Below are 19,489 nucleotides of genomic sequence, written 5' to 3' on the forward strand. Positions count from 1 at the left end.
GTTTGTTCCTGGAGGAGTGAACCCATGTCTTGCACTGTCAACTCTCGCCCTGCCAAGTCTCGCATTGCCAAGTCTCGCATTGCCAAAATTTCTCTTGCCGCCGTTCTCTCAACCGCCGCCATGACTGGAGTCAGCCATGCAGCCGTGACTGCCGCTGACAGGGCGCTGGCAACAGATCACAATCCCCGTTTCATGATCAGCACACCGGATGAGATCGAAAAGCATGACACATTTCAGGACTTTCTCGGGTCCTTGACGCCAACCAGCCCGCAAGCACGCGAAGTTCAGGCCGCCATTCGCGAAAACCCGGTTCTGCGCAGGCAATTGCTGTCACGAAACGTTGAGCTCAAGAATGTGATTTACGCTGACCAAGCATCCGATGGCAGCTTCGTGCTCTATATCCGGTGATATATCCCAGTGAAAGGGGCCGGACATACGCGCCCGGCCCGAATCTCATTGCCATGGCGCGGCACGCCCCCTCTTTCCCACCGGGTTCAAAGCTCTTGCTTTTCTGAGGCTTATCCCGAAAGATCGGTGGCAGATCGATAAAAGGACCTGCCATCATGCCACTTTACACCCTCGGGGATCTGAAACCGCAGCTGCCTTCCGCCGACCGTTACTGGCTCGCGCCCAATGCGCAGGTCATCGGCAATGTGGTCATCGGTGAGGATGTCGGCATCTGGTTCGGCGCGGTGCTGCGGGGCGATAATGAGCCGATCACCATCGGCGCAGGCTCCAATGTCCAGGAAAACGTCACCATTCACACTGATATGGGCTTTCCAACGACCATCGGGCAAGGATGCACAATCGGCCATAATGCCATCATTCACGGCTGCATTCTGGGCAACAACACGCTGGTGGGCATGGGGGCGACCGTGCTGAACGGCGCCAGGATCGGCAATAACTGCCTTATCGGCGCCAATGCGCTGATTACCGAGGGCAAGGAATTTCCCGACAACTCCCTGATTGTCGGCTCACCGGCGCGCGCCATTCGCACTCTCGATGACAAGGCCGTGGAAGGCCTGAGGCGCTCCGCGCAAAACTACATCGCCAACTGGCAACGTTTCGCTAGTCAATTAAAACCGCTCTGAAGGCGTGATTTCAGACGAGGCACTCCGCGCAGATACCGCGAATTTCGATTGTGGTTTTCTCCGCCTTAAAGCCCTGGCCCTTCGACCAGTCTCCCAGCCGATGGTCGATAGAGTGATCGTGAAACTCCTTCACCTGCCCGCATTTGCTACAGATTGCGAAGGCCACGGTTCCATGATCGCAGCAATCATGCTGGAGGTGGGAGCAGACGACAAAGGCATTGAGGCTTTCCAGCCGATGGACAAGGCCGAATTCCAGTAGCTTTTCTAGGGCGCGGTATACTTGTAACGGGGCGCGAAAACCGCTGTCGCGCAGCTTGTCGAGGATCGTATAGGCTGAAAGCGGGCCATCTGCCTTTTCGAGCGCCTGAAAGACCAGGCTCTGATTGCGGGTCAATTGCGGTGTGGACATCGGACCATCATCCTTTCTTCACGGTAGCCGTTGAAAAACGGCGTATCGGCAGCAAGCTGAGAATAAACAGGACAAGGGCGGCCACCACGATCGAGGGGCCGGACGGCGTGTCGTAGGTCAAGGAGGCGAACAGGCCGCCAACCACGGCAACCGCACCGATAACAGACGCCAGCACCGCCATGATTTCCGGCGTCATGGAAAACCGCCGGGCGGTAGCAGCCGGAATGATCAGCAACGCGGTAATCAGCAGAATGCCGACAACTTTCATGGCAATGGCAATCACCACGGCCATCAGCAGCATGAAGATCAGTCTGGCCCGCGCTGGTTTCAAGCCTTCCGCCTCGGCCACATCCTCATTGACGGTGGCCGCCAGCAAGGGCCGCCACAACAGGCAAAGGCACAGGATGACGCCGAGCCCGCCAATCCAGACCGTGGCAATATCCTGCGGCGTCACGGCAAGAATATCTCCAAATAGATAGGCCATCAAATCGACCCGCACCCAGGTCATGAAGGCAACCAGAACAAGGCCGATCGCCAGCGTCGCGTGGCTAAGAATACCCAGCAGCGCATCGGCGGAAAGCCCGCGCCGGTTCTGCAACAGCAACAGCAGCAGCGAGACGATAGCCGCGACCAGAAACACGCTCAGCGTCAGATTGACGGAGAACAGCAGCGACAGCGCCACGCCCAGCAACGAGGAATGCGCCATCGTATCGCCGAAATAGGCCATGCGCCGCCAGATCACGAAGCAGCCGAGTGGCCCGACCGTCAGCGCCAGCCCGACACCGGCCAGCAAAGCCCGAACGAAGAAATCATCCATCATGACGGTCGCCCCTTCCCGAAGTCACGGACGGCCCCTCGCCGTGGTGGTGATGATCGTGATGGTTCTCTTCAACCTCAAGCGCGTCATCGTGACGATGATGAGCTTCTTCACCCCGGCCATGATGATGGCTCTTTCCATCCCGGCCATGATGATGGCCGTCATCAGGATGGCAGTGATCGGTCACCGACCCGTCCAGATGCTGAACCCGGCCATCCGGCAGGTGCGTATGGTCATGGCGATGATTGTAGACCGCGAGCGTGCGCGCCGCAGCAGCCCCGAACAGCCGCTGATATTCCGGGCTTTGGCTGACGACATCCGGTGTGCCACGGCAGCAGACATGACCGTTCAGGCACACGACAATATCGGTCTCAGCCATTACCATATGCAGATCGTGCGAAATCAACAGCACGCCGCAACCGGTCTTGCGCCTGATATCGGCGATCAATTCGTAAAGGGCGATTTCGCCGGCAAAATCCACACCCTGCACCGGCTCATCCAGCACCAGCAGGTCCGGCTTGCGGGCCAGAGCGCGGGCCAGAAGCGCCCGCTGGAACTCGCCACCGGAAAGATGCTGGACTTCGGCGTGCAGCAGATGGGAAATGCCGACAGCCTCCAAAGCAGCCTCGATTTCCGTCTTGGAGAGCTTGACTGTCAGGGTCATCAGCCGGTCGACCGTCAGCGGCATGGTCCAGTCGATGCTCAGTTTTTGCGGCACATAACCAACCGTAAACGCCCGCTCACGCACCACCTCACCCTCGTCGGGCTTCAGCACGCCAAGCGCCATTTTGGCTGTTGTCGATTTGCCCGATCCGTTTGGGCCGATCAGGGTGACAAGTTCGCCTTTGCGGATCGAAAGCTCGACACCGCGCACCAGCCAGCGCCCGCCGCGCCTGATGCCGGCATTGCGCAATGTCACCAATGGCTTTTCACCCAGCACCTTCAACACGGATACCGAAACTCCACAGATTGAGTGTTGCAACCGGCTATGACACACGTTATAGCGTTACGCAATCAATGTAATAACATTACATATGCGATACAAGGAAGCATCCTTGCTTTCAATTAGATAAATTGGAGACCGCCTTGCCTGTAAAGACAATGCCCCTGCTCAGCCTTATCCCCATGCTTCTGCTCGCCCCCGGCATGGCCGCCGCAGCCCCTGACGTGGTCGCCTCGATCAAGCCGGTCAATTCCATCGTCGCCGCGATCATGAAAGGGGCTGGCACGCCGCATCTTCTGGTCGAAGGCGCAGGGTCCCCGCATGATTATAGCCTGAAGCCTTCCAAGGCCAAAGCGCTGCAACAGGCTGACCTGATATTCTGGGTCGGGCCGGGGCTGGAAACCTTTCTGGACAAGCCGCTGGATGCGCTGGCAGGCAAGGCCAAAGTGGTGGCGCTGGCCGAGGCAAAGGGCGTGGAACTGCTGCCCCTGCGCGAGGGCGGTCCTTTCGAGGCCCATGACGATGGCGACGCGCATGAAACCGGGCATGGACATGACCACGATAAAGGCCACGGGCATGACCATGAAGACGAGCATGGCGCCAATGACATGCATATCTGGCTCGACCCTGACAATGCCAAGGCGATGGCTGCAAGCATCGCCGAAGCCTTGAGCAGCGCGGACAAGGCCAATGCCCCGCTTTATGCCGAAAATCTTGTCCAGTTCCAGGCGCAGGTCGATGCCATGGACAAGCAGATTGCCACCATGCTGGCCCCGGTCAAGGACAAGCCTTTCATCGTCTTCCATGACGCCTATCAATATTTCGAGCACCGCTACCATGTGACGGTTGCCGGCTCCGTCACCGTCAGCCCGGAAAAGGCTCCCGGCGCTGAACGTGTGGCCGCCATTCACGCCAAGGTCAAATCGCTGGACGCGGCTTGCATTTTTGCCGAGCCGCAATTTGCGCCAAAACTGATCAAGGTGGTGTCCGAAGGCAGCAATGCCCGCACTGGCACGCTCGATCCGCTCGGCACGGGAATAGCCGATGGCCCCGACCTCTATCCCGCCCTGATGACGGATCTCGCCACCGCTATGACCACCTGCCTGAAGGGCTGACAGACGCAATCACCAAAGGCGAGCACCTCTGCTCGCCTTTTTCAGAACCATCAATGTAATGTTATTACATTAAGGAGTTGAAGATGGATAACAAGCTTCCCGTGACTGTGCTGTCCGGCTTTCTCGGTGCCGGTAAAACCACGGTTCTCAATCATATTCTCGGCAACCGGGCCGGGCTGAAGGTCGCGGTGATCGTCAATGACATGAGCGAGGTCAATATCGATTCCACCCTGGTGCGTGATGGAGGCGCCAATCTATCGCGCACCGACGAGCAATTGGTGGAAATGAGCAATGGCTGCATCTGCTGCACCTTGCGTGAAGACCTGCTGACGGAAGTGCGGCAACTGGCTGATTCTGGCCGGTTCGACTACCTGCTGATCGAAGCGACCGGCATTGCCGAACCGCTGCCGATTGCCAGCACATTCGAATTTCGTGACGAAGACGGCAACAGCCTCTCGGACATCGCCCGGCTGGATACCATGGTTACGGTGGTCGATGCCGCCAACCTGTTGCGCGATTACAGTTCCAGTGACTTCCTCTCCGACCGGGGCGAAACGGTGGGCGAAGACGATAACCGCACGCTCGTCGACCTTCTGGTCGAGCAGATCGAGTTTGCCGATGTCGTGGTGCTCAACAAGGCCGAAACTGCCGGCCCTGCCCGGCTGGATGCGGCCCGCAAGATCATCGTTGGCCTCAACCCGGATGCGCGGATTATCGAGACCGATTTCGGCCAGATCGAACCGAAGGACGTACTCGGTACCGGGCGGTTCGATCTTGGCCGGGCAGAGACCCATCCGTTGTGGTTCAAGGAATTGCACGGCTTCAAGGACCATGTGCCTGAAACCGAAGAATATGGCATTCGCAGCTTCGTCTACCGCGCCCGCCGCCCGTTCGATCCGCTGAAATTCCAGGATTTCATTGATAGCGACTGGCCGGGCGTGATCCGCGCCAAGGGGTTTTTCTGGCTGGCAACCCGGCCCCATCATGTCGGAGAACTGAGTCAGGCCGGACCGCTGGTGCGCACCGGGCGCATGGGCCTGTGGTGGGCCTCAGTACCCAAGCAACAATGGCCGCAGGATAAGGGTTTCCTCAATGCCATGAAACCCTATCTCGACCCGATCTGGGGTGATCGACGCCAAGAACTCGTGTTTATCGGTGCGGATCCCATGGATGAAGCCGAAATCCGCGCCCGCCTGGATGCCTGTCTGGTGCCTGTGGATCGCTTCACGCCCGGTGCTTGGCGCGATATGCGCGACCCGTTCCCCAACTGGGCACCGCCGCAATTTGCCGAGGCTTGAGCCTGCTTCTGTCTAAATGAAGTAGCGCATTTTGAGTGGCAGAAGCGCCGCACCGATGACTGCGGCATCACCCTTCACTTCGCTGAGCACCAGTCGGGCCTCCTTTGGCCCGACGCCGTAACGGTGAACCCGCTGCGAGGGCATCGGGCATCTTTCGATCATCATCGCGCCCAGCGCTGGCGGCAATTGACCGCCAAAAACGATAGTCTGCGGATCTATCACAGCGATCAAAACCGCCACCAGCCGCTCGACCTGTGGCATGGTTGCCTCCAGCCACGCCTCCACGCCTGGCCAGCCCGGATCGAATGTCCGGTAAAGGGTATCGACGGAATCAATCTCGATGCCGTGGTCTTGAAGGCACTTAAGCAAATATTGAAGGGCTGGACGCCGAGGTGCCTCGGTCGGGTCGTAAATCCCGGACAATTCCGCGGCATTGCCATGAAAACCGTAGAACGGCTGGCCATTGAGGATCAGCCCGCCACCGAAACCATAGTTGAACGACAGATAGGCAAAGGTCTGGCACCATCGCCCTACACCTTGCAAGCTTTCGCCGATAGCGCCCGTGGTCGCGTTGTTCTCCTGCCAGACGGGAAGCTGAAACGTCTGCTCCAGGACCGGGCGAAGATCCGTCAGCGACCAGTCCTGCAAGGGCTCCGGCGCATTGAATATTCGGTCATCGGCAACAGAAAATCCCGACAGGGCAAATCCCAACCCAAGCAGCCGCTCACGCGGCAGATTATGAGTCTCAAGCATCTCATCCAGCGTCCGTGACAAGGCAGCAAGGGTGGCCTCACGGCTGAACGGCAGGAGATCGAGCTTCTTCTGGACAATCACGCCGCAGCTGAAATCAGCAAGGCAGATAATCGCCGAATCGGTGTTGATCGATATGCCCAGCGACGCCACGGATTCCACAGCAAGCTCAATGGTCGGGCTCGGCTGGCCACGCGTGCCCTTCAGCGGCGCGCCGATGCGCAGCAAACCGCGCTCGATCAGCCCCTCGATTAACCGATGCACCGATTGCTGGGTCAGGTTGGTATGGGCGGTGATGACCGATCGGGCAATTGGTCCGTGACGGCGGACGATGTCCAGAATCAGGCGTTCGTTCTCGCTGGCAAGCGGGTTTCTGTCAAAGCGAGAGGGCTGTTTGGCTTGGGTCGTCATGGTTGAACATCTATCCGGCGTCTCGTGATCAGGCAATCACAACTCGACCGCGGGCACAAATTTCGCGGCCTGTCACAAATATTACACTCAAAGTGTATTATTACGCCTGCAATTGATCCAGCTCTGATGGAGACCCCAATGCAGATGAAGTTCCTTGCTATCGCGGCCCTGACGCTCACGGCTTCCGTCGCTCCGTGTTTGAGCGCCGAAACCAATATGAAAAACCTGGATTTCGATCTCTCCAAGGTGACGAGGGAGAATTTCTACGACCTCGTCGTTCCCGCCGCCAAAGCCGAGGGAACGGTGACCATGTATAATTACGCCGGTAGCTTCGGTGAGACATGGAAAAACCTGACCGACAGTTTCACCGCCAAGTACGGCATCAAGGTCATCTATAGCGACGTCAACGGCGATCAGGCCAACCAGCAGTTAATCGCGGTCCAAGCTTCAGGACAGGATGCGCCCGTCGATGCCTATTTCGCAGGCGGTGGCAGCTATCCGCTGCTCTCGGCTAAAGGGGTAATCGGTAATATTCCACTGACGAAAATCCTGCCGAACATGGCGACCTACGACCCCGTTCTAGCTGAGACCGTGTTCGGAAAGGCCCATGGCGGCACTTTCCCGCTCGTCCATCTCAACCAGACGGCAATTGGCTATGACAGTGCCTTCGTCAAACCCAATGAGGTTCCCAAGAGTTTCGACGAACTGCTGGCCTGGGCGGAAAGCCATCCAAAGCGCCTGGGCGTCACCTTGCCAGCCAAGGGCGGTTCGGGCAGTGGTTTCATCTACTCCGTCGCGCTCAATTACCTGACCGGCGATTGCCGCAAGACCCTGACGGATTATAACCAGACTCGCCAGCAGGCCGAGGACTGGGCGATGTCGTCCGAATGCCTGACGCCTGTCTGGGACTATTACCGTCGCCTGCTGAAGGCTGCGGAACTGACCAATGGGAATGCCGATACGCTGAACCTGATCAACAACCAGCAGCTCTATATGGGCACGGTCTGGGAAGATCAGGTGATGAGCTTTCTCGGCAACAAGCAATTGCCCGAAACCTTCCGCCTGACGCTGCTGGAAAAGGGACAGGTCGGCTCCGGCGACGCGATGTTCGTCCCGGCCAATGCCAAGCACGTCGCCGCTGCCCTGCTGCTGATCGATATGGCGATGAGCAAGGAATTCCAGACCTTCAAGCTGGAAACCAAGGCATCGCGCTCGCCGCGCACCGATATTACCAACGACCTGATCCCGGCTGCTCTACAGGATCATGTCCTGCCGAAAAGTGTCTACCCTCGCCTGTCGGTGCCTGCCTTCTGGGACATGTCGACCGCCCTTGCCGAAGCGCTCGATGAGAAAGTCCTGAACCAGTAATTCCAATCGATGCAGACGAACAGGGGCAAAGACATGAGCGAGCTCGAAATCAACGATATCACCAAGGATTTCGGGTCCGCCCGCGTCCTCCATCCGGTTTCGCTTGCCGTCGAAAAGGGCGAATTCGTCACCATTCTCGGTCCCTCCGGCTGCGGAAAATCGACGCTGCTGCGCATCCTGATGGGCATCAGCGAGGCGTCCGACGGCGAAATCCGGCTGGCGGGCAAGCGGATTGATGGACTTGCGCCCGAAGCGCGCGATATCGCCATGGTGTTCCAATCCTATGCGCTGTTTCCGCATATGTCGGTCGCCAAAAACCTCGGCTTCGGCCTGAAAATGAAGAATGTGCCAAAAGACGAGCGGGCGCGACGCATCGCCCATGTGCTGGAGATCTGCAATCTCGGCGCCCTGGTGGACCGCATGCCCCGGCAATTGTCCGGCGGCCAGCAGCAGCGTGTGGCGCTGGCCCGCGCCATCGTCATGCAGCCCAGTCTTTTGCTGTTTGACGAACCGCTTTCCAATCTCGATGCCAAGCTGCGTGACAGCCTTCGCCATGACCTGGTCGAACTGCATCGCCGCATCGGCGCGACAAGCCTTTACGTCACCCATGACCAGGCCGAGGCCATGGCGATGTCCGACCGGATCGTGGTGATGAACGGCGGCCAGGTCGTCGAAATCGGCACACCGCTTGAGCTGTACCGGGCACCGAAAGCGGCCTTTACCGCCAGCTTCCTTGGCCAGACCAATCTTCTCTCCGTCAAGGCGTCCGGCCTGGATGCGCTGCTGCCCTGGGGCCAGAAAGTGGTGCTGGACCGTCCCGCCGTCGGTCCTATGCAGATTTCGGTCCGCCCGGAAAATATCGGCATCGAGCGCGACGAGAGCGGATCGGCAACCGTCACCTCCGTCTCCTTCATGGGCGCCAATATTCTCTACACCGCCGATATCGGCGCCGTCAGGATCAAGATCAGCCAGTCGGGTGGCGGCACACCGATAGAGATGGGCAGCCGGGTCTCGCTGACATTCCACGATGCCGTGCATCTGCTCGAAGACCAGCCGTCGATGGAGGCCGCCTGATGCCATCGCTGCTTCGCCGTCGCCCGGTTCAACTTTTCCTCCTACTCCTGCCGGGGGTCGGCTATCTGCTGTTCTTCTTCGGCCTGCCTCTCCTGTCGGCGCTGGTCGGCAGTTTCCGGCTGGAAGACGGCAGCTTTACGCTGAGTTGGTATCAGCGGATTTTCACCCGGCCCTCCATGCTGCGCGGCTTGTCGACCTCAATCTATTACGGCGTCATGCCGGTTTTCGTCTCGCTGGCGCTCTCCGTGCCGCTGGCGCTTCTGCTGCGCAAAAGCTTTGTCGGGCGCAAGCTGTTCAGCGGGCTTTACAAGCTGCCGATGGCGGTCTCGAGCATTATCGTCGGTCTGATGATTATCGTCGTCTTCGAGCGTGGTGGCTTTTTCGACCGCCTGCTGACGCCGCTCGGCTTTACCCTGCCGAAACTGGTCCGCGACGATCTGGGTGCTGGCGTCATCATGGCCAGTTCCTGGAAACAGATCCCGTTCATGACGCTGATCATCACCAGCGCCTTTGCCGCCATTCCCGAGGATATCCGCTTTGCCGCCCGCACGCTTGGTGCATCCCGGCTTCGGACATTCCTGGCTGTGGACGTGCCGCTTGCCATGCCGGGCATTACCGCCGCTATTCTCCTGACCTTCATCGGTTCGATGGGCTCCTATGCCATTCCAGATATTGTCGGCCCACCGACGGCGCGGCCGCTTTCGGTGCTGATGGTCCAGGAATTTAAACAGGGCCGGTTCGAGCAGGTCTATGCGATGGGCATGGTGCTCAGCCTGTTCGCAGTCATCGTTCTCCTGACCTATTATGCCCTGACCAGCCGGATCGGCTCTGGCAATACACGGGGGAATGCGTGATGGCTGTTCTTGAGCTCGATACCCCAGTTGCAGCAAAGCGCCGCATGTTTCGCCCCGAAGACCGCCTGCTGGTTTCCATCGGCCTGTTCACCACACTTGCCCTGGCAATCGCCCTGCCGCTTGCCCTGATGTTTGTCTGGAGCATTGCCGATGGCTGGCAGCAGCCGCATCTGCTGCCGCAGGTCTATACGGTTAGCCGCTGGGCCAGCGTGCTTAGCGATCCGGGTCTGATCCAGGCCATGGTCACCAGCCTCGGCATCGCCTTCACGGTCACAGTCGCAACGGCCGTCATCGCCTTGCCGACCGCCTGGGCCATGGCCCGTTTTCCTTTCCGGCTGAAACGGCTGGTGGAGATCTTCATTCTCGCGCCGGTCATCATTCCCGGTCTGGTGGTCGCGGTCGGCATTGGCCAGGTGTTCCTGTCGCTAGGCCTTGCCTATTCGGTGGCGGGCGTCATCATTGTCCAGATCGTCGGCACGCTGCCGCTGATGATCCGGCTGATGACCGCAACGCTGGAGACCATTCCTGACGAATTGATCCATGCTGCCCGCTCGCTGGGTGCCGGAACAGTTGGCATTGTCGCGCATATCATTCTGCCGTTGGCCGTGCCCGGTCTGCTGGCGGGCGGATTGATGTCCTTCATCGGCAGTTTTGAGGAATTCGACAAATCCTTCATCGTCGGCGCGCCTGTGGTCCAGACCCTGCCGATCAAGCTTTACATGTATCTCGACCCCTATTCGATGCAGCTGCCGCTGGCCGCGATCGTTTCCTTCATCCTGCTTTTGCCAGCCCTCATCGTCTTCATCATCGCCGGTCGTATCCTGCGCGACGACCTGATGGCGGCAGGCATGGGCAAGATCTAATTCCTTCCATAACAGTAACAGCCGAAAGTCCAACTCATGCCTGTCCAGACGTCCACGCTTGCGCACCAATCCCTGGCGACCCGTCCCTGCTCGATTGCAGAAATGGCCTCGCGCACCAATCCCACCATTCTGACCATCGCCCATCGCGGCCTGTGGAAGAGCACAGCGGAAAACTCGCTGGCCTCGATCCGGGAAGCGATTGCCCACGGGGTGGATATGGTCGAAATCGACACCCAGGCCAGTGCCGATGGTCATCTCGTGGTTATTCACGATGCGACCCTGGACAGAACAACGACCGGCAGCGGCACGGTCAGCGAATTGCCGTTCGATGTCATTCGTCAGGCGAAACTGCGCAGCGGCGCGGGCGGCCTGGAGGCTGAGATAGCAGAGGAATGCGTTCCGACACTTGAGGAAATTCTCGAAGAAGCCCGTGGTCGTATTACCGTCAATATCGACACGAAATTCACCCGTGATCTGCCGCAGGTGATGGAAACAGTGCTGCGGATGAACATTGCCGATCAGGTTCTGGTCAAGACCGACATCGATCTCGACGCGGACCATTTCGCCATTGTCGATGCCGACTGGTTCGGGAAGATTCCGCATATGCCGATGTTTCCCGTACGTCAGGGCCGGTTTACCGAAGACCTGCGCCGCATCGAGAGCCTCAAGGCGCCGATGATCGAAGTGAAATTCACGGATCTCGCCGATATCGTCGATGCGCGGGCCGAATTGGAGCGCCAGAACATCCGCGTCTGGATCAACACGCTCGACGTCTCGCATTGCCTTGACTTCAACGACACCCGCGCCCTGGTCGATCCGGACGGTGTCTGGACCGTGTTGGCAGATGCAGGCGTCGGCGCTATCCAGACCGACGAGGTCGAAGCATTCAAGGCTTGGCTGCACGCCAGACAAGCGTAAGCACAAACGGAAACGCCGTGCATCCCTTCGGATGCACGGCGCGTATTAGCAAGTAGCCTTGATCGATAATTACTTGGCAGTCATGCCCGGCAAGGTCACGCGGAACACCTGGAACATGGTATCGACCTCAGCGCCGCCTTCAGCCTTGTAGGCAGCACCGACCTGATAGCCATCCTGGGTGAGGAAGTCGTTGTCATTGGCGACGAACAGGAAATAATCGTCCGGCGCAGACGGATCGAGCGCCGGGGCGACCGACATGGCTTCCCACTTTTCAGAGAGATTATTCTTGTCGTTCGGCGCGCCATTGTGCAGGCCGAAACGGGCGAGATCCTTGGCATCGTTCATGTCGATAAAGGGCGTTACCGCCGCAACCTTGACGGACGCATCCACCACGCCCTTCGGGGCAACCGGCTTCGCATCGTCAAATTCGCCATTGGCAATGTCGGTGGCAGCAGACAGATCAACCAGATCGATCTTGCGGTAAACCGAGGTCTCGCCCTTCATGCTCTGGCCATTATTGCTGTCACGCGCCAGCATCAGGAACGTCTTGTCCGACAGCGCCAGAATTTCGCTCTGGGCGGCAACCGCAACCTTGCCCTTGTTATCGAAGGTTGGCAGCGGCACGACATATTCATGCACCAGCTTCAGATGATCCATATCGGCTGCATCGTAAACCAACGCGCGGGTATTCATCCGGGTCGAGCTGCTATCGCCGCCATCCTGGCGGGTTGCCGATTGCAGCAGCGCGATCAGAAACTTGCCATCCGGTGTCAGCGACATGCCTTCCAGGCCCTGATTGTTCTGGCGTCCGGTATCCGGGTCTTTCGGGTCTGGCTTCTTGCCGCCTTCGCCGACATTGTTGGACGAGAAGTTCAACTCACCCTTGCGCATCGGCAGCAAAGCCTTTGGCGGCTGGGTGGCGGAGAGCAGTTTGCCCGCAGCCGAGAAGTGATAGATATAAGGACCGTATTCGTCGCTGATCATCATCGAGCCGTCCTTCAACAGAACGACGGCTTCCGGATCGAGCGAGATCTTGCCGGTGGTCGCTTGCGGCAGGACAGGCAAGGTCTTTGTCGCGGCGCGAATGCCGGATTCAGGATCAAGGCCGGTCAGGCTCTTGCCCTCGCCGTCCGTCAGCAGGATAGTATCGGCAAGCTTGGCATCAACACCCTTCTGCTGCTGGTCAGCGGGCGCAGTGGTCCCAGCCGGTGTCGGCGCGAGGGTGAAATCAATTCTGTTGATCCGGGTATTATAATCCGTCGTGCCTTCGACATTGTAGCCACGATCCGGCAGGAGCCAGAGCGAACCGGAATAGCTTTCGCCCTGCTTTTTCCACTGGGTCAGATCCATTGCCATGCCGGAGCCGGAACCAAAAGTTTCCTTGAATTTGTCGCGTGCATTGGCCGGGATGCGGCCGATGGCGACCAGACCCTTGTTGGCGATCGTTACCCCGTTGGCGCTGACCGTTCCTTCCGCCAGCGTCATTCCCGCCGAAGAAACCACGAATGTTGCGGCCAGAAGCATTGCCTTGCGTGAAAATATCATCATCCCGATCCTTTGCATCAATCGGGGCAGCCCTCAGCCTTTGATGGTGAGGCGGCATTTGTCTGCCGCATCACTGCTCCCCCATCAGGGCCATTAGAAGCTTCCCATGACAGGATCGTGACAGGCCTATCCAGGCAAACGGGCATTTCGCCGGAGGCCTACGCTCCTGCTTTTCCACTCACGACATCCGCCACCGGGGCCACGACAATGGCGCCGGGCGCCGGTTTCCATTCCGGCATGACCAATCCACCGGAAATCAGCAGCTTGGCGCCCTCTTCCGGCGTCATATCCAGCAGTTTAAGGCGGCTGCGCGGCACAAACATCAGGAAACCTGCCGTTGGCACCGGGGTGGGCGGCATGAAGACAGCGATCATCTCCTCGCCCTCCTCATTCAGCCGGGCAGCGATTTCGCCGGTCACTTCGGTGGCGACAAACACCATGGCCCAGGTTCCGGGAGCCGGGAACTCGATCAGCCCGACCTTCTTGAAGGAATTGGACTGTTCCTTCAGCACCGTTTCAAAAATCTGCTTCAGGCTTTTGTAAAGAGTGCGGACCAAGGGCATCCGGTTGAGGATCGACTCCCCGAAATTGACGATGGAGCGCCCGACAAGATTGCGCCCCAGAAAGCCGATCATGGTGATGCCGACCACCGCGATCACCAGGCCCGTGCCGGGAATGGCGATATTGAAGTAATATTCCGGATTATAGCGCTGCGGAATATAGGGCGTCACCCAGCTGTCGGCCCAATCGATGAAGGTGAAGGTCAGCCAGACGGTGATCGCCAAAGGCGCGCAGATGATCATGCCGGTCAGGAAATTGGTCCTTAGCCGGCTGGCAAAAGAAATTCGTTCTGGTTTATCCGACATATGATCCGATTTTTCATGAAAACAACCCGCCTCGCCGCACGCCGAACAAGGATGACCTACAGCGAAGCAGTATGGCCAAAGTGTGCGGCACCTTGCCCGCCAAGACAAGGTGCAGAGCTGATAAATCGATCACTCAACCGTGACGGATTTCGCCAGGTTGCGCGGCTGATCGACATCCGTCCCCATGAACACCGCCGTATGATAGGCGAGCAACTGGATCGGCAGTGAAAACACCATGGGCGCGATGATTTCCGGCACATCGGGCAGAACGATGGTTGCCATGGTTTCCAGCCTGGAGGACGCTGCCCCCTTTTCGTCGGTGATGAAAATGATCCTGCCGCCGCGTGCTGCGACCTCCTGCATGTTTGATACGGTCTTTTCAAAGAACCGGTCATGCGGAGCGATGACGATAACAGGCATGTTTTCATCGATCAGCGCAATCGGACCATGCTTCAGTTCACCGGCAGCATAGCCCTCGGCATGGATATAGGAAATCTCCTTGAGCTTCAGCGCCCCTTCCAAGGCCAGAGGATAGCTGGTGCCACGACCGAGATAGAGCACGTCCTTGAATTTCGACAGATCCCGCGACAGAGTTTCTATCTGCGGCTGGATCAGGTTGGCCACCAGGCTCATTATGCGCGGCAGTTCGGATAGATGCCGCACCATCTCCTTTTCTTCTTGGTTGCCGATCAGGCCCCGCGCCTTACCGGCAGCAATCGCCAGCGATGCCATGACTGCGAGCTGGCAGGTGAAGGCCTTGGTGGAGGCAACGCCGATCTCCGGCCCGGCCAAAATTGGAAAGACCGCATCGGCCTCGCGGGCAATGGTCGATTCCTGCACATTGACGACCGCGCCGATTTTCAGCCCCGCCTCCTTGCAATAGCGTAGCGAGGCCAGTGTGTCGGCAGTTTCGCCCGATTGCGAAATGAACAGTGCGGCCTGATCCGGCGACAGCGGCATTTCTCGGTAGCGGAATTCAGATGCGACGTCGATTTCCACAGGCAGCCGGGCATAGCGCTCAAACCAGTATTTGCCGATCAGGCCCGCCAGATAGGCCGTCCCGCAGGCCGAAATCGCCAGACCACGCAGGCGGGCGAAATCCAGGCCGATCACATCGCTCTTCACCGTATGGCCGGCCAGATCGACATAATGCGCCAGCGCGTGAGAGATCACCTCCGGCTGTTCATAGATTTCCTTCTCCATGAAATGGCGATGATTGCCCTTATCGACCAGATAGGCGCTGCCCTGGGAGGTCTGCTTGGCACGCTTGACCGGCTTGCCAGCGAAATCCATGATCTGGGCGGTGCGATGGCCGATCACAGCGAAATCGCCATCGACCAGGTAGGTGATCTGGTTGGTGAACGGCGACAGGGCAATGGCGTCAGAGCCCAGGAACATTTCGCCTTTGCCATGGCCGATCGCCAGCGGCGGCCCGAAACGAGCGGCGAAAAGCTGGGTCGGCTCATCGGCAAACATCACCACCAGTGCATAGGCGCCGGTAATCCGATTCAGCATCGCCAGCATCGCGGCCTTATGATCCAATCCCTGACGGCGGAAACGGGCAAGAAGCTGGGCGACAACTTCGGTGTCAGTTTGGCTGGTGAACGTAGCGCCGTCAGCGACAAGCTCGTCGCGCAACTCAGAGAAATTTTCAATGATGCCGTTGTGAACGACCGCGACGCCTTCGACGAAATGCGGATGGGCATTGGCTTCATTTGGCACGCCATGCGTCGCCCAGCGGGTATGGGCAATGCCGATCGTGCCTGGAAGCGGCTGCTGCGCCAATTTGGTTTCCAGGTTGAACAGCTTGCCCTCGGCGCGGCGGCGATCCATCACACCATGATCGAGCGTCGCGACACCTGCCGAATCATAACCCCGATATTCAAGCCGCTTCAGGGCGTCCACCAAGCGTTCCGAAACCGGACGGTCACCGACAATTCCGACAATACCGCACATGCAATTCTCCTTCTCGCGCTCACGCGAGGCCAGTCCTACCAATTCCGGAGGATTTCTCAATTCCAGGGATGGTCAATTTGGATATCGTGACGTTACGAAAATATCCGTGATCAGGAACCGGATTTTTTCATGGCCTTAGAGCATTTCCGCGCTTCGTTGAATCGCTACAACGCTCTAAGTCTTTTGTTTTACGCATTTCCGGGCGGAAAACCGCTTCACACTTTTCCTGAGAATGCTTTGAAGGCAAGATTCCGCTCCCGAATAACTTTTGCCCGCTCCGGTTTGATTTCCTGGCGCGCCCGGCCAAGCGCCAGGGCGTCGGCAGGCACATCATCCGTAATCACGCTGCCTGAGGCGATCAGCGCGCCATCACCAATTGTCACCGGGGCGACAAGGGCGCTGTTGGAGCCGATAAAGGCATGGGCGCCAATCCGGGTGACGTGCTTGTTCACCCCATCGTAATTGCAGGTGATGGTGCCTGCCCCGATGTTGGTTTCCGCGCCAATAAAGGCATCGCCGATATAGGTGAGATGGTTGATCTTGGCACCAGCGCCAATCTCGGCCTTTTTCACCTCGCAGAAATTGCCGACCTTGGCGCCCTCACCCAGATTGGCGCCAGGCCGCAGCCGCGCAAACGGGCCGACTGTCGCACCAGACGCCACATGCGCACCTTCCAGATGCGAAAAGGCATGGATCACCGCACCGCTTTCCACCGTCACGCCGGGGCCGAACACCACATTCGGCTCGATCAGCACATCCTGACCCAATACAGTATCATAGGCCAGAAACACGGTTTCCGGGGCGATCATCGAAACGCCAGATAGCATAATCTCGTGACGCCGACGCTCCTGCCAGAGCTTTTCAATCACCGCCAGTTCGGCGCGATTGTTGCAGCCGGCAAGCTCGGCTTCCGGCGCATCGACGGCAACCGCCTTGCCGCCCAGAGACCTGATGATTTCGACCAGATCGGTCAGATAATATTCACCCTTGGCGTTGGCATTGCCAATCCGCCCCAGAAGGTCCAGCGCCTTCGCACCATTGATGGCCATCAAGCCGCTATTGCACCACGTCACCTTGCGCTCTTCGTCGCTGGCATCCTTTTCTTCGCGGATGGCGACCAATTCACCATCCTCGACCAGAAGACGGCCATAGCCGGTCGGCTTTTCAGTGTGAAAACCGATCACCGCTATGTCATTGCCGTCAGCCAAAGCCGCACGCGCTGCCAACAGCGGACCGGGAGTAATAAGCGGCGCATCGCCATAGGCCACCAGAATATCGTCATAGCCTCGGCCAAGCGCCTCGCGCGCTGTCAAAACGGCATGGCCGGTGCCAAGACGCTCAGTCTGCTCGAAGGGGGTGACGGACAGACCTTTGATGCTGGCGGCTTGTGTGACCTTATCGGCATCGCGCCCGACGACCAGCGCCACATCGGTAATATCGCTGGCGGCAATCGTCTGCATCACATGGGCAATCATCGGCAGGCCCGCCACCGGATGCAACACCTTGGACATCGCGGATTTCATTCGGGTGCTATCGCCTGCGGCGAGAATGACGGCAAGACAGGTGCGGCTCATCAGGTATCTCCAGCCAGTAAAGGGTCCAGCATGCACGGCAAGACCACCGGCGAACGCTGTTTACCAGCTTGAATGAAAACTACAAATGGAGAAATATCAGCCGTCTTCGTTACCGGCCGACGAATGGATGGAACAATAGGCTGCCAGCAACTCTTCGACAGAGATCCCATCGATAGTGGCGCCAGTCATCCGGCAGCCGACGATTTGCAGACCGGAGAGATTGGCGTCGTGAATTTGCGCACCGGACAAGTTCACATCATTGGCCCGCAGCCCCGAGAGATTGCTTTTATCGATTTTCCAGCCGGACAAATCGCCATCGGTGAAGCGGGCAGCGGAGAAGTTGATCTGCTGAAAATGGCTGTCCGAAAGATTGGCATCCAGAAATTCCGATCCAGACAGATCGCAATCCTTCACATCCAACCGCTCCGTCACGCCATGAAGCTGCATGTCTTGATATCCTAGTTTGCAAAAAAGCCGCCCGGCCTTGACCGAGCGGCTCAATTTAACTGGATCGGACCTTCAGGCCAAGATCACTTCGGCAGCTTGTCGTCAACGCCTTCGACGTAGAAGTTCATGCCGAGCAGCGTCTTGTCATCAGCCTTTTCACCAGCCTTCAACCAAGCCGTGCCGTCCTGCTTGTTCACAGGACCGGTGAAGGGATGCAATTCGCCGGACTTGATCTTGGCTTCGGTGTCTTCGGCCAGCTTTTTCACATCGTCAGGCATGTTGGTGTAGGGCGCCATGGTCAGGATGCCGTCCTTCAGGCCGTCGAAGCTCTGTTCAGAGGTCCATTTGCCGTCCAGCAGGGCCTGGGTGCGCTTGATGTAATAAGCGCCCCAGGTGTCCTTGATGGCGGTCAGCTGCGAGGTTGGGCCAGCGGCGATCATGTCGGAGGCCTGGCCGAACGCCTTGATGCCGCGCTCCTGAGCGATCTGCATCGGGGCGGTGGTGTCGGTGTGCTGGGTCAGGATGTCAACGCCCTGGTCCAGCAGCGCCTTGGCGGCATCGGCTTCCTTGCCGGGGTCGAACCAGGTATTGACCCAGATGACCTTCATCTTGAAATTCGGATTGACGGATTTCGCGCCCTGCTCAAAGGCATTGATGCCCATGACCACTTCGGGGATCGGGAAGGAGGCGATGTAACCGGCCTCACCCTTCTTCGACATTTTGCCAGCAATCACGCCGGAAATGTAGCGACCCTCGTAAAAGCGCGAATTGTAGGTCGCAACATTTTCAGCCGATTTGAAGCCCGTCGCATGTTCGAATTTCACCTTCGGGAATTTCTTGGCGACCTTGACGGTGGCATCCATGAAACCGAAGGAGGTGGTGAAGATCAGTTTGCAGTCTTCGCGGGCCAGACGCTCGATAGCGCGTTCGGCGTCCGGGCCTTCCGGCACGTTTTCAAGGAAAGGCGTGTCGATCTTGTCGCCGAAATGCTTCTGCAATTCCTGACGGCCCAGCTCATGAGCCTGGGTCCAGCCGCCATCGGTCTTGCTGCCAACGTAGACGAAGCAGATCTTGGTCTTGTCGGCGGCGCTGGCGCTACCGGCAACGGAAAGCATCGTGGCGACGGACGCCGCAAATGCGAGTGCGAGTTTTTTCATAATATCCCCTGATTGCATGAGAGTTAAGACGAT

Annotated in this window: 19 protein-coding genes; 9 read left to right on the forward strand and 10 right to left on the reverse strand. The window is 58.5% G+C overall.

What is annotated here, in order from left to right; translation table 11 throughout:
• The first annotated feature begins 24 nt into the window (after positions 1-24).
• Positions 25-408 carry a hypothetical protein gene (locus V6582_RS19810; protein WP_156633319.1) on the forward strand — a complete coding sequence of 128 codons (384 nt, stop codon included), beginning with the start codon at positions 25-27 and terminating at the stop codon, positions 406-408.
• Positions 409-563: 155 nt separating this feature from the next.
• Positions 564-1,091, forward strand: coding sequence for a gamma carbonic anhydrase family protein (locus tag V6582_RS19815; protein ID WP_156633317.1), 528 nt, complete (start codon positions 564-566; stop codon positions 1,089-1,091).
• Positions 1,092-1,101: 10 nt separating this feature from the next.
• Here V6582_RS19815 and V6582_RS19820 read toward each other — a convergent pair whose 3' ends face one another.
• Genes V6582_RS19820 through V6582_RS19830 form a run of 3 tightly spaced genes read right to left on the reverse strand, consistent with a single transcriptional unit; the run spans position 1,102 to position 3,266 of the window.
• Positions 1,102-1,500, reverse strand: coding sequence for a Fur family transcriptional regulator (locus V6582_RS19820; protein ID WP_070164671.1), 399 nt, complete (start codon positions 1,498-1,500; stop codon positions 1,102-1,104).
• Between the two features lie 7 nt (positions 1,501-1,507).
• Positions 1,508-2,320, reverse strand: coding sequence for a zinc ABC transporter permease subunit ZnuB (gene znuB, locus V6582_RS19825; RefSeq protein WP_156633315.1), 813 nt, complete (start codon positions 2,318-2,320; stop codon positions 1,508-1,510).
• Entirely contained in the window at positions 2,310-3,266 is a 957-nt protein-coding gene (locus V6582_RS19830) for a metal ABC transporter ATP-binding protein (RefSeq protein ID WP_337739339.1), read from the reverse strand. The genes znuB and V6582_RS19830 overlap by 11 nt, the downstream gene beginning before the upstream one ends.
• Positions 3,267-3,442: 176 nt before the next feature.
• Between V6582_RS19830 and znuA the strand changes: the two genes are divergently transcribed.
• Both znuA and V6582_RS19840 read left to right on the forward strand, forming a co-directional pair.
• Positions 3,443-4,375 (forward strand): zinc ABC transporter substrate-binding protein ZnuA, encoded by a 933-nt coding sequence (gene znuA / locus V6582_RS19835; RefSeq protein ID WP_156633397.1) that lies wholly within the window; start codon positions 3,443-3,445, stop codon positions 4,373-4,375.
• An 83-nt stretch (positions 4,376-4,458) separates the two neighbouring features.
• Positions 4,459-5,673 (forward strand): GTP-binding protein, encoded by a 1,215-nt coding sequence (locus V6582_RS19840; RefSeq protein ID WP_156633313.1) that lies wholly within the window; start codon positions 4,459-4,461, stop codon positions 5,671-5,673.
• 12 nt (positions 5,674-5,685) lie between these two features.
• Here the strand turns inward: V6582_RS19840 and V6582_RS19845 are convergent, their stop codons facing one another.
• Positions 5,686-6,834 (reverse strand): ROK family transcriptional regulator, encoded by a 1,149-nt coding sequence (locus V6582_RS19845; protein WP_156633311.1) that lies wholly within the window; start codon positions 6,832-6,834, stop codon positions 5,686-5,688.
• Positions 6,835-6,972: 138 nt separating this feature from the next.
• Between V6582_RS19845 and V6582_RS19850 the strand changes: the two genes are divergently transcribed.
• From V6582_RS19850 to V6582_RS19870, 5 genes are read left to right on the forward strand one after another with little or no spacing between them, the layout of a single operon-like run.
• The gene (locus tag V6582_RS19850) at positions 6,973-8,202 is read left to right on the forward strand and encodes an extracellular solute-binding protein (protein WP_156633309.1); all 1,230 of its coding nucleotides are present in this window, start codon (positions 6,973-6,975) and stop codon (positions 8,200-8,202) included.
• Between the two features lie 33 nt (positions 8,203-8,235).
• Positions 8,236-9,276, forward strand: coding sequence for an ABC transporter ATP-binding protein (locus V6582_RS19855; protein ID WP_156633307.1), 1,041 nt, complete (start codon positions 8,236-8,238; stop codon positions 9,274-9,276).
• Positions 9,276-10,130: an ABC transporter permease gene (locus V6582_RS19860; protein WP_156633305.1), complete on the forward strand. Its 855-nt coding sequence runs from the start codon at positions 9,276-9,278 to the stop codon at positions 10,128-10,130. The genes V6582_RS19855 and V6582_RS19860 overlap by 1 nt, the downstream gene beginning before the upstream one ends.
• The gene (locus V6582_RS19865) at positions 10,130-10,993 is read left to right on the forward strand and encodes an ABC transporter permease (protein WP_156633303.1); all 864 of its coding nucleotides are present in this window, start codon (positions 10,130-10,132) and stop codon (positions 10,991-10,993) included. Before V6582_RS19860 ends, V6582_RS19865 begins: the two co-directional genes overlap by 1 nt.
• 36 nt (positions 10,994-11,029) lie before the next feature.
• Positions 11,030-11,911: a glycerophosphodiester phosphodiesterase family protein gene (locus V6582_RS19870; protein ID WP_234889782.1), complete on the forward strand. Its 882-nt coding sequence runs from the start codon at positions 11,030-11,032 to the stop codon at positions 11,909-11,911.
• 69 nt (positions 11,912-11,980) lie between these two features.
• On the opposite strand, the gene V6582_RS19875 is transcribed toward V6582_RS19870, so the two are convergent.
• The 6 genes from V6582_RS19875 to V6582_RS19900 all read right to left on the reverse strand — a co-directional run bounded on the left by V6582_RS19875 (position 11,981) and on the right by V6582_RS19900 (position 19,456).
• Positions 11,981-13,456, reverse strand: coding sequence for an esterase-like activity of phytase family protein (locus V6582_RS19875; RefSeq protein WP_156633302.1), 1,476 nt, complete (start codon positions 13,454-13,456; stop codon positions 11,981-11,983).
• Positions 13,457-13,614: 158 nt separating this feature from the next.
• Complete coding sequence (locus V6582_RS19880) at positions 13,615-14,322, reverse strand: DUF502 domain-containing protein (protein WP_156633300.1); 708 nt, start codon at positions 14,320-14,322, stop codon at positions 13,615-13,617.
• 129 nt (positions 14,323-14,451) lie between these two features.
• A complete protein-coding gene (glmS, locus tag V6582_RS19885) occupies positions 14,452-16,278 on the reverse strand; it encodes a glutamine--fructose-6-phosphate transaminase (isomerizing) (protein WP_156633298.1) in 1,827 nt (608 codons plus the stop codon).
• 215 nt (positions 16,279-16,493) lie between these two features.
• Positions 16,494-17,852 (reverse strand): bifunctional UDP-N-acetylglucosamine diphosphorylase/glucosamine-1-phosphate N-acetyltransferase GlmU, encoded by a 1,359-nt coding sequence (gene glmU, locus V6582_RS19890; RefSeq protein ID WP_156633296.1) that lies wholly within the window; start codon positions 17,850-17,852, stop codon positions 16,494-16,496.
• Between the two features lie 96 nt (positions 17,853-17,948).
• Positions 17,949-18,299 carry a pentapeptide repeat-containing protein gene (locus V6582_RS19895; RefSeq protein WP_156633294.1) on the reverse strand — a complete coding sequence of 117 codons (351 nt, stop codon included), beginning with the start codon at positions 18,297-18,299 and terminating at the stop codon, positions 17,949-17,951.
• 83 nt (positions 18,300-18,382) lie between these two features.
• Complete coding sequence (locus tag V6582_RS19900; RefSeq protein WP_156633292.1) at positions 18,383-19,456, reverse strand: BMP family ABC transporter substrate-binding protein; 1,074 nt, start codon at positions 19,454-19,456, stop codon at positions 18,383-18,385.
• Positions 19,457-19,489 lie beyond the last annotated feature (33 nt).

It is taken from the genome of Agrobacterium vitis (assembly GCF_037039395.1).
GTDB classification, from domain to species: domain Bacteria; phylum Pseudomonadota; class Alphaproteobacteria; order Rhizobiales; family Rhizobiaceae; genus Allorhizobium; species Allorhizobium vitis_E.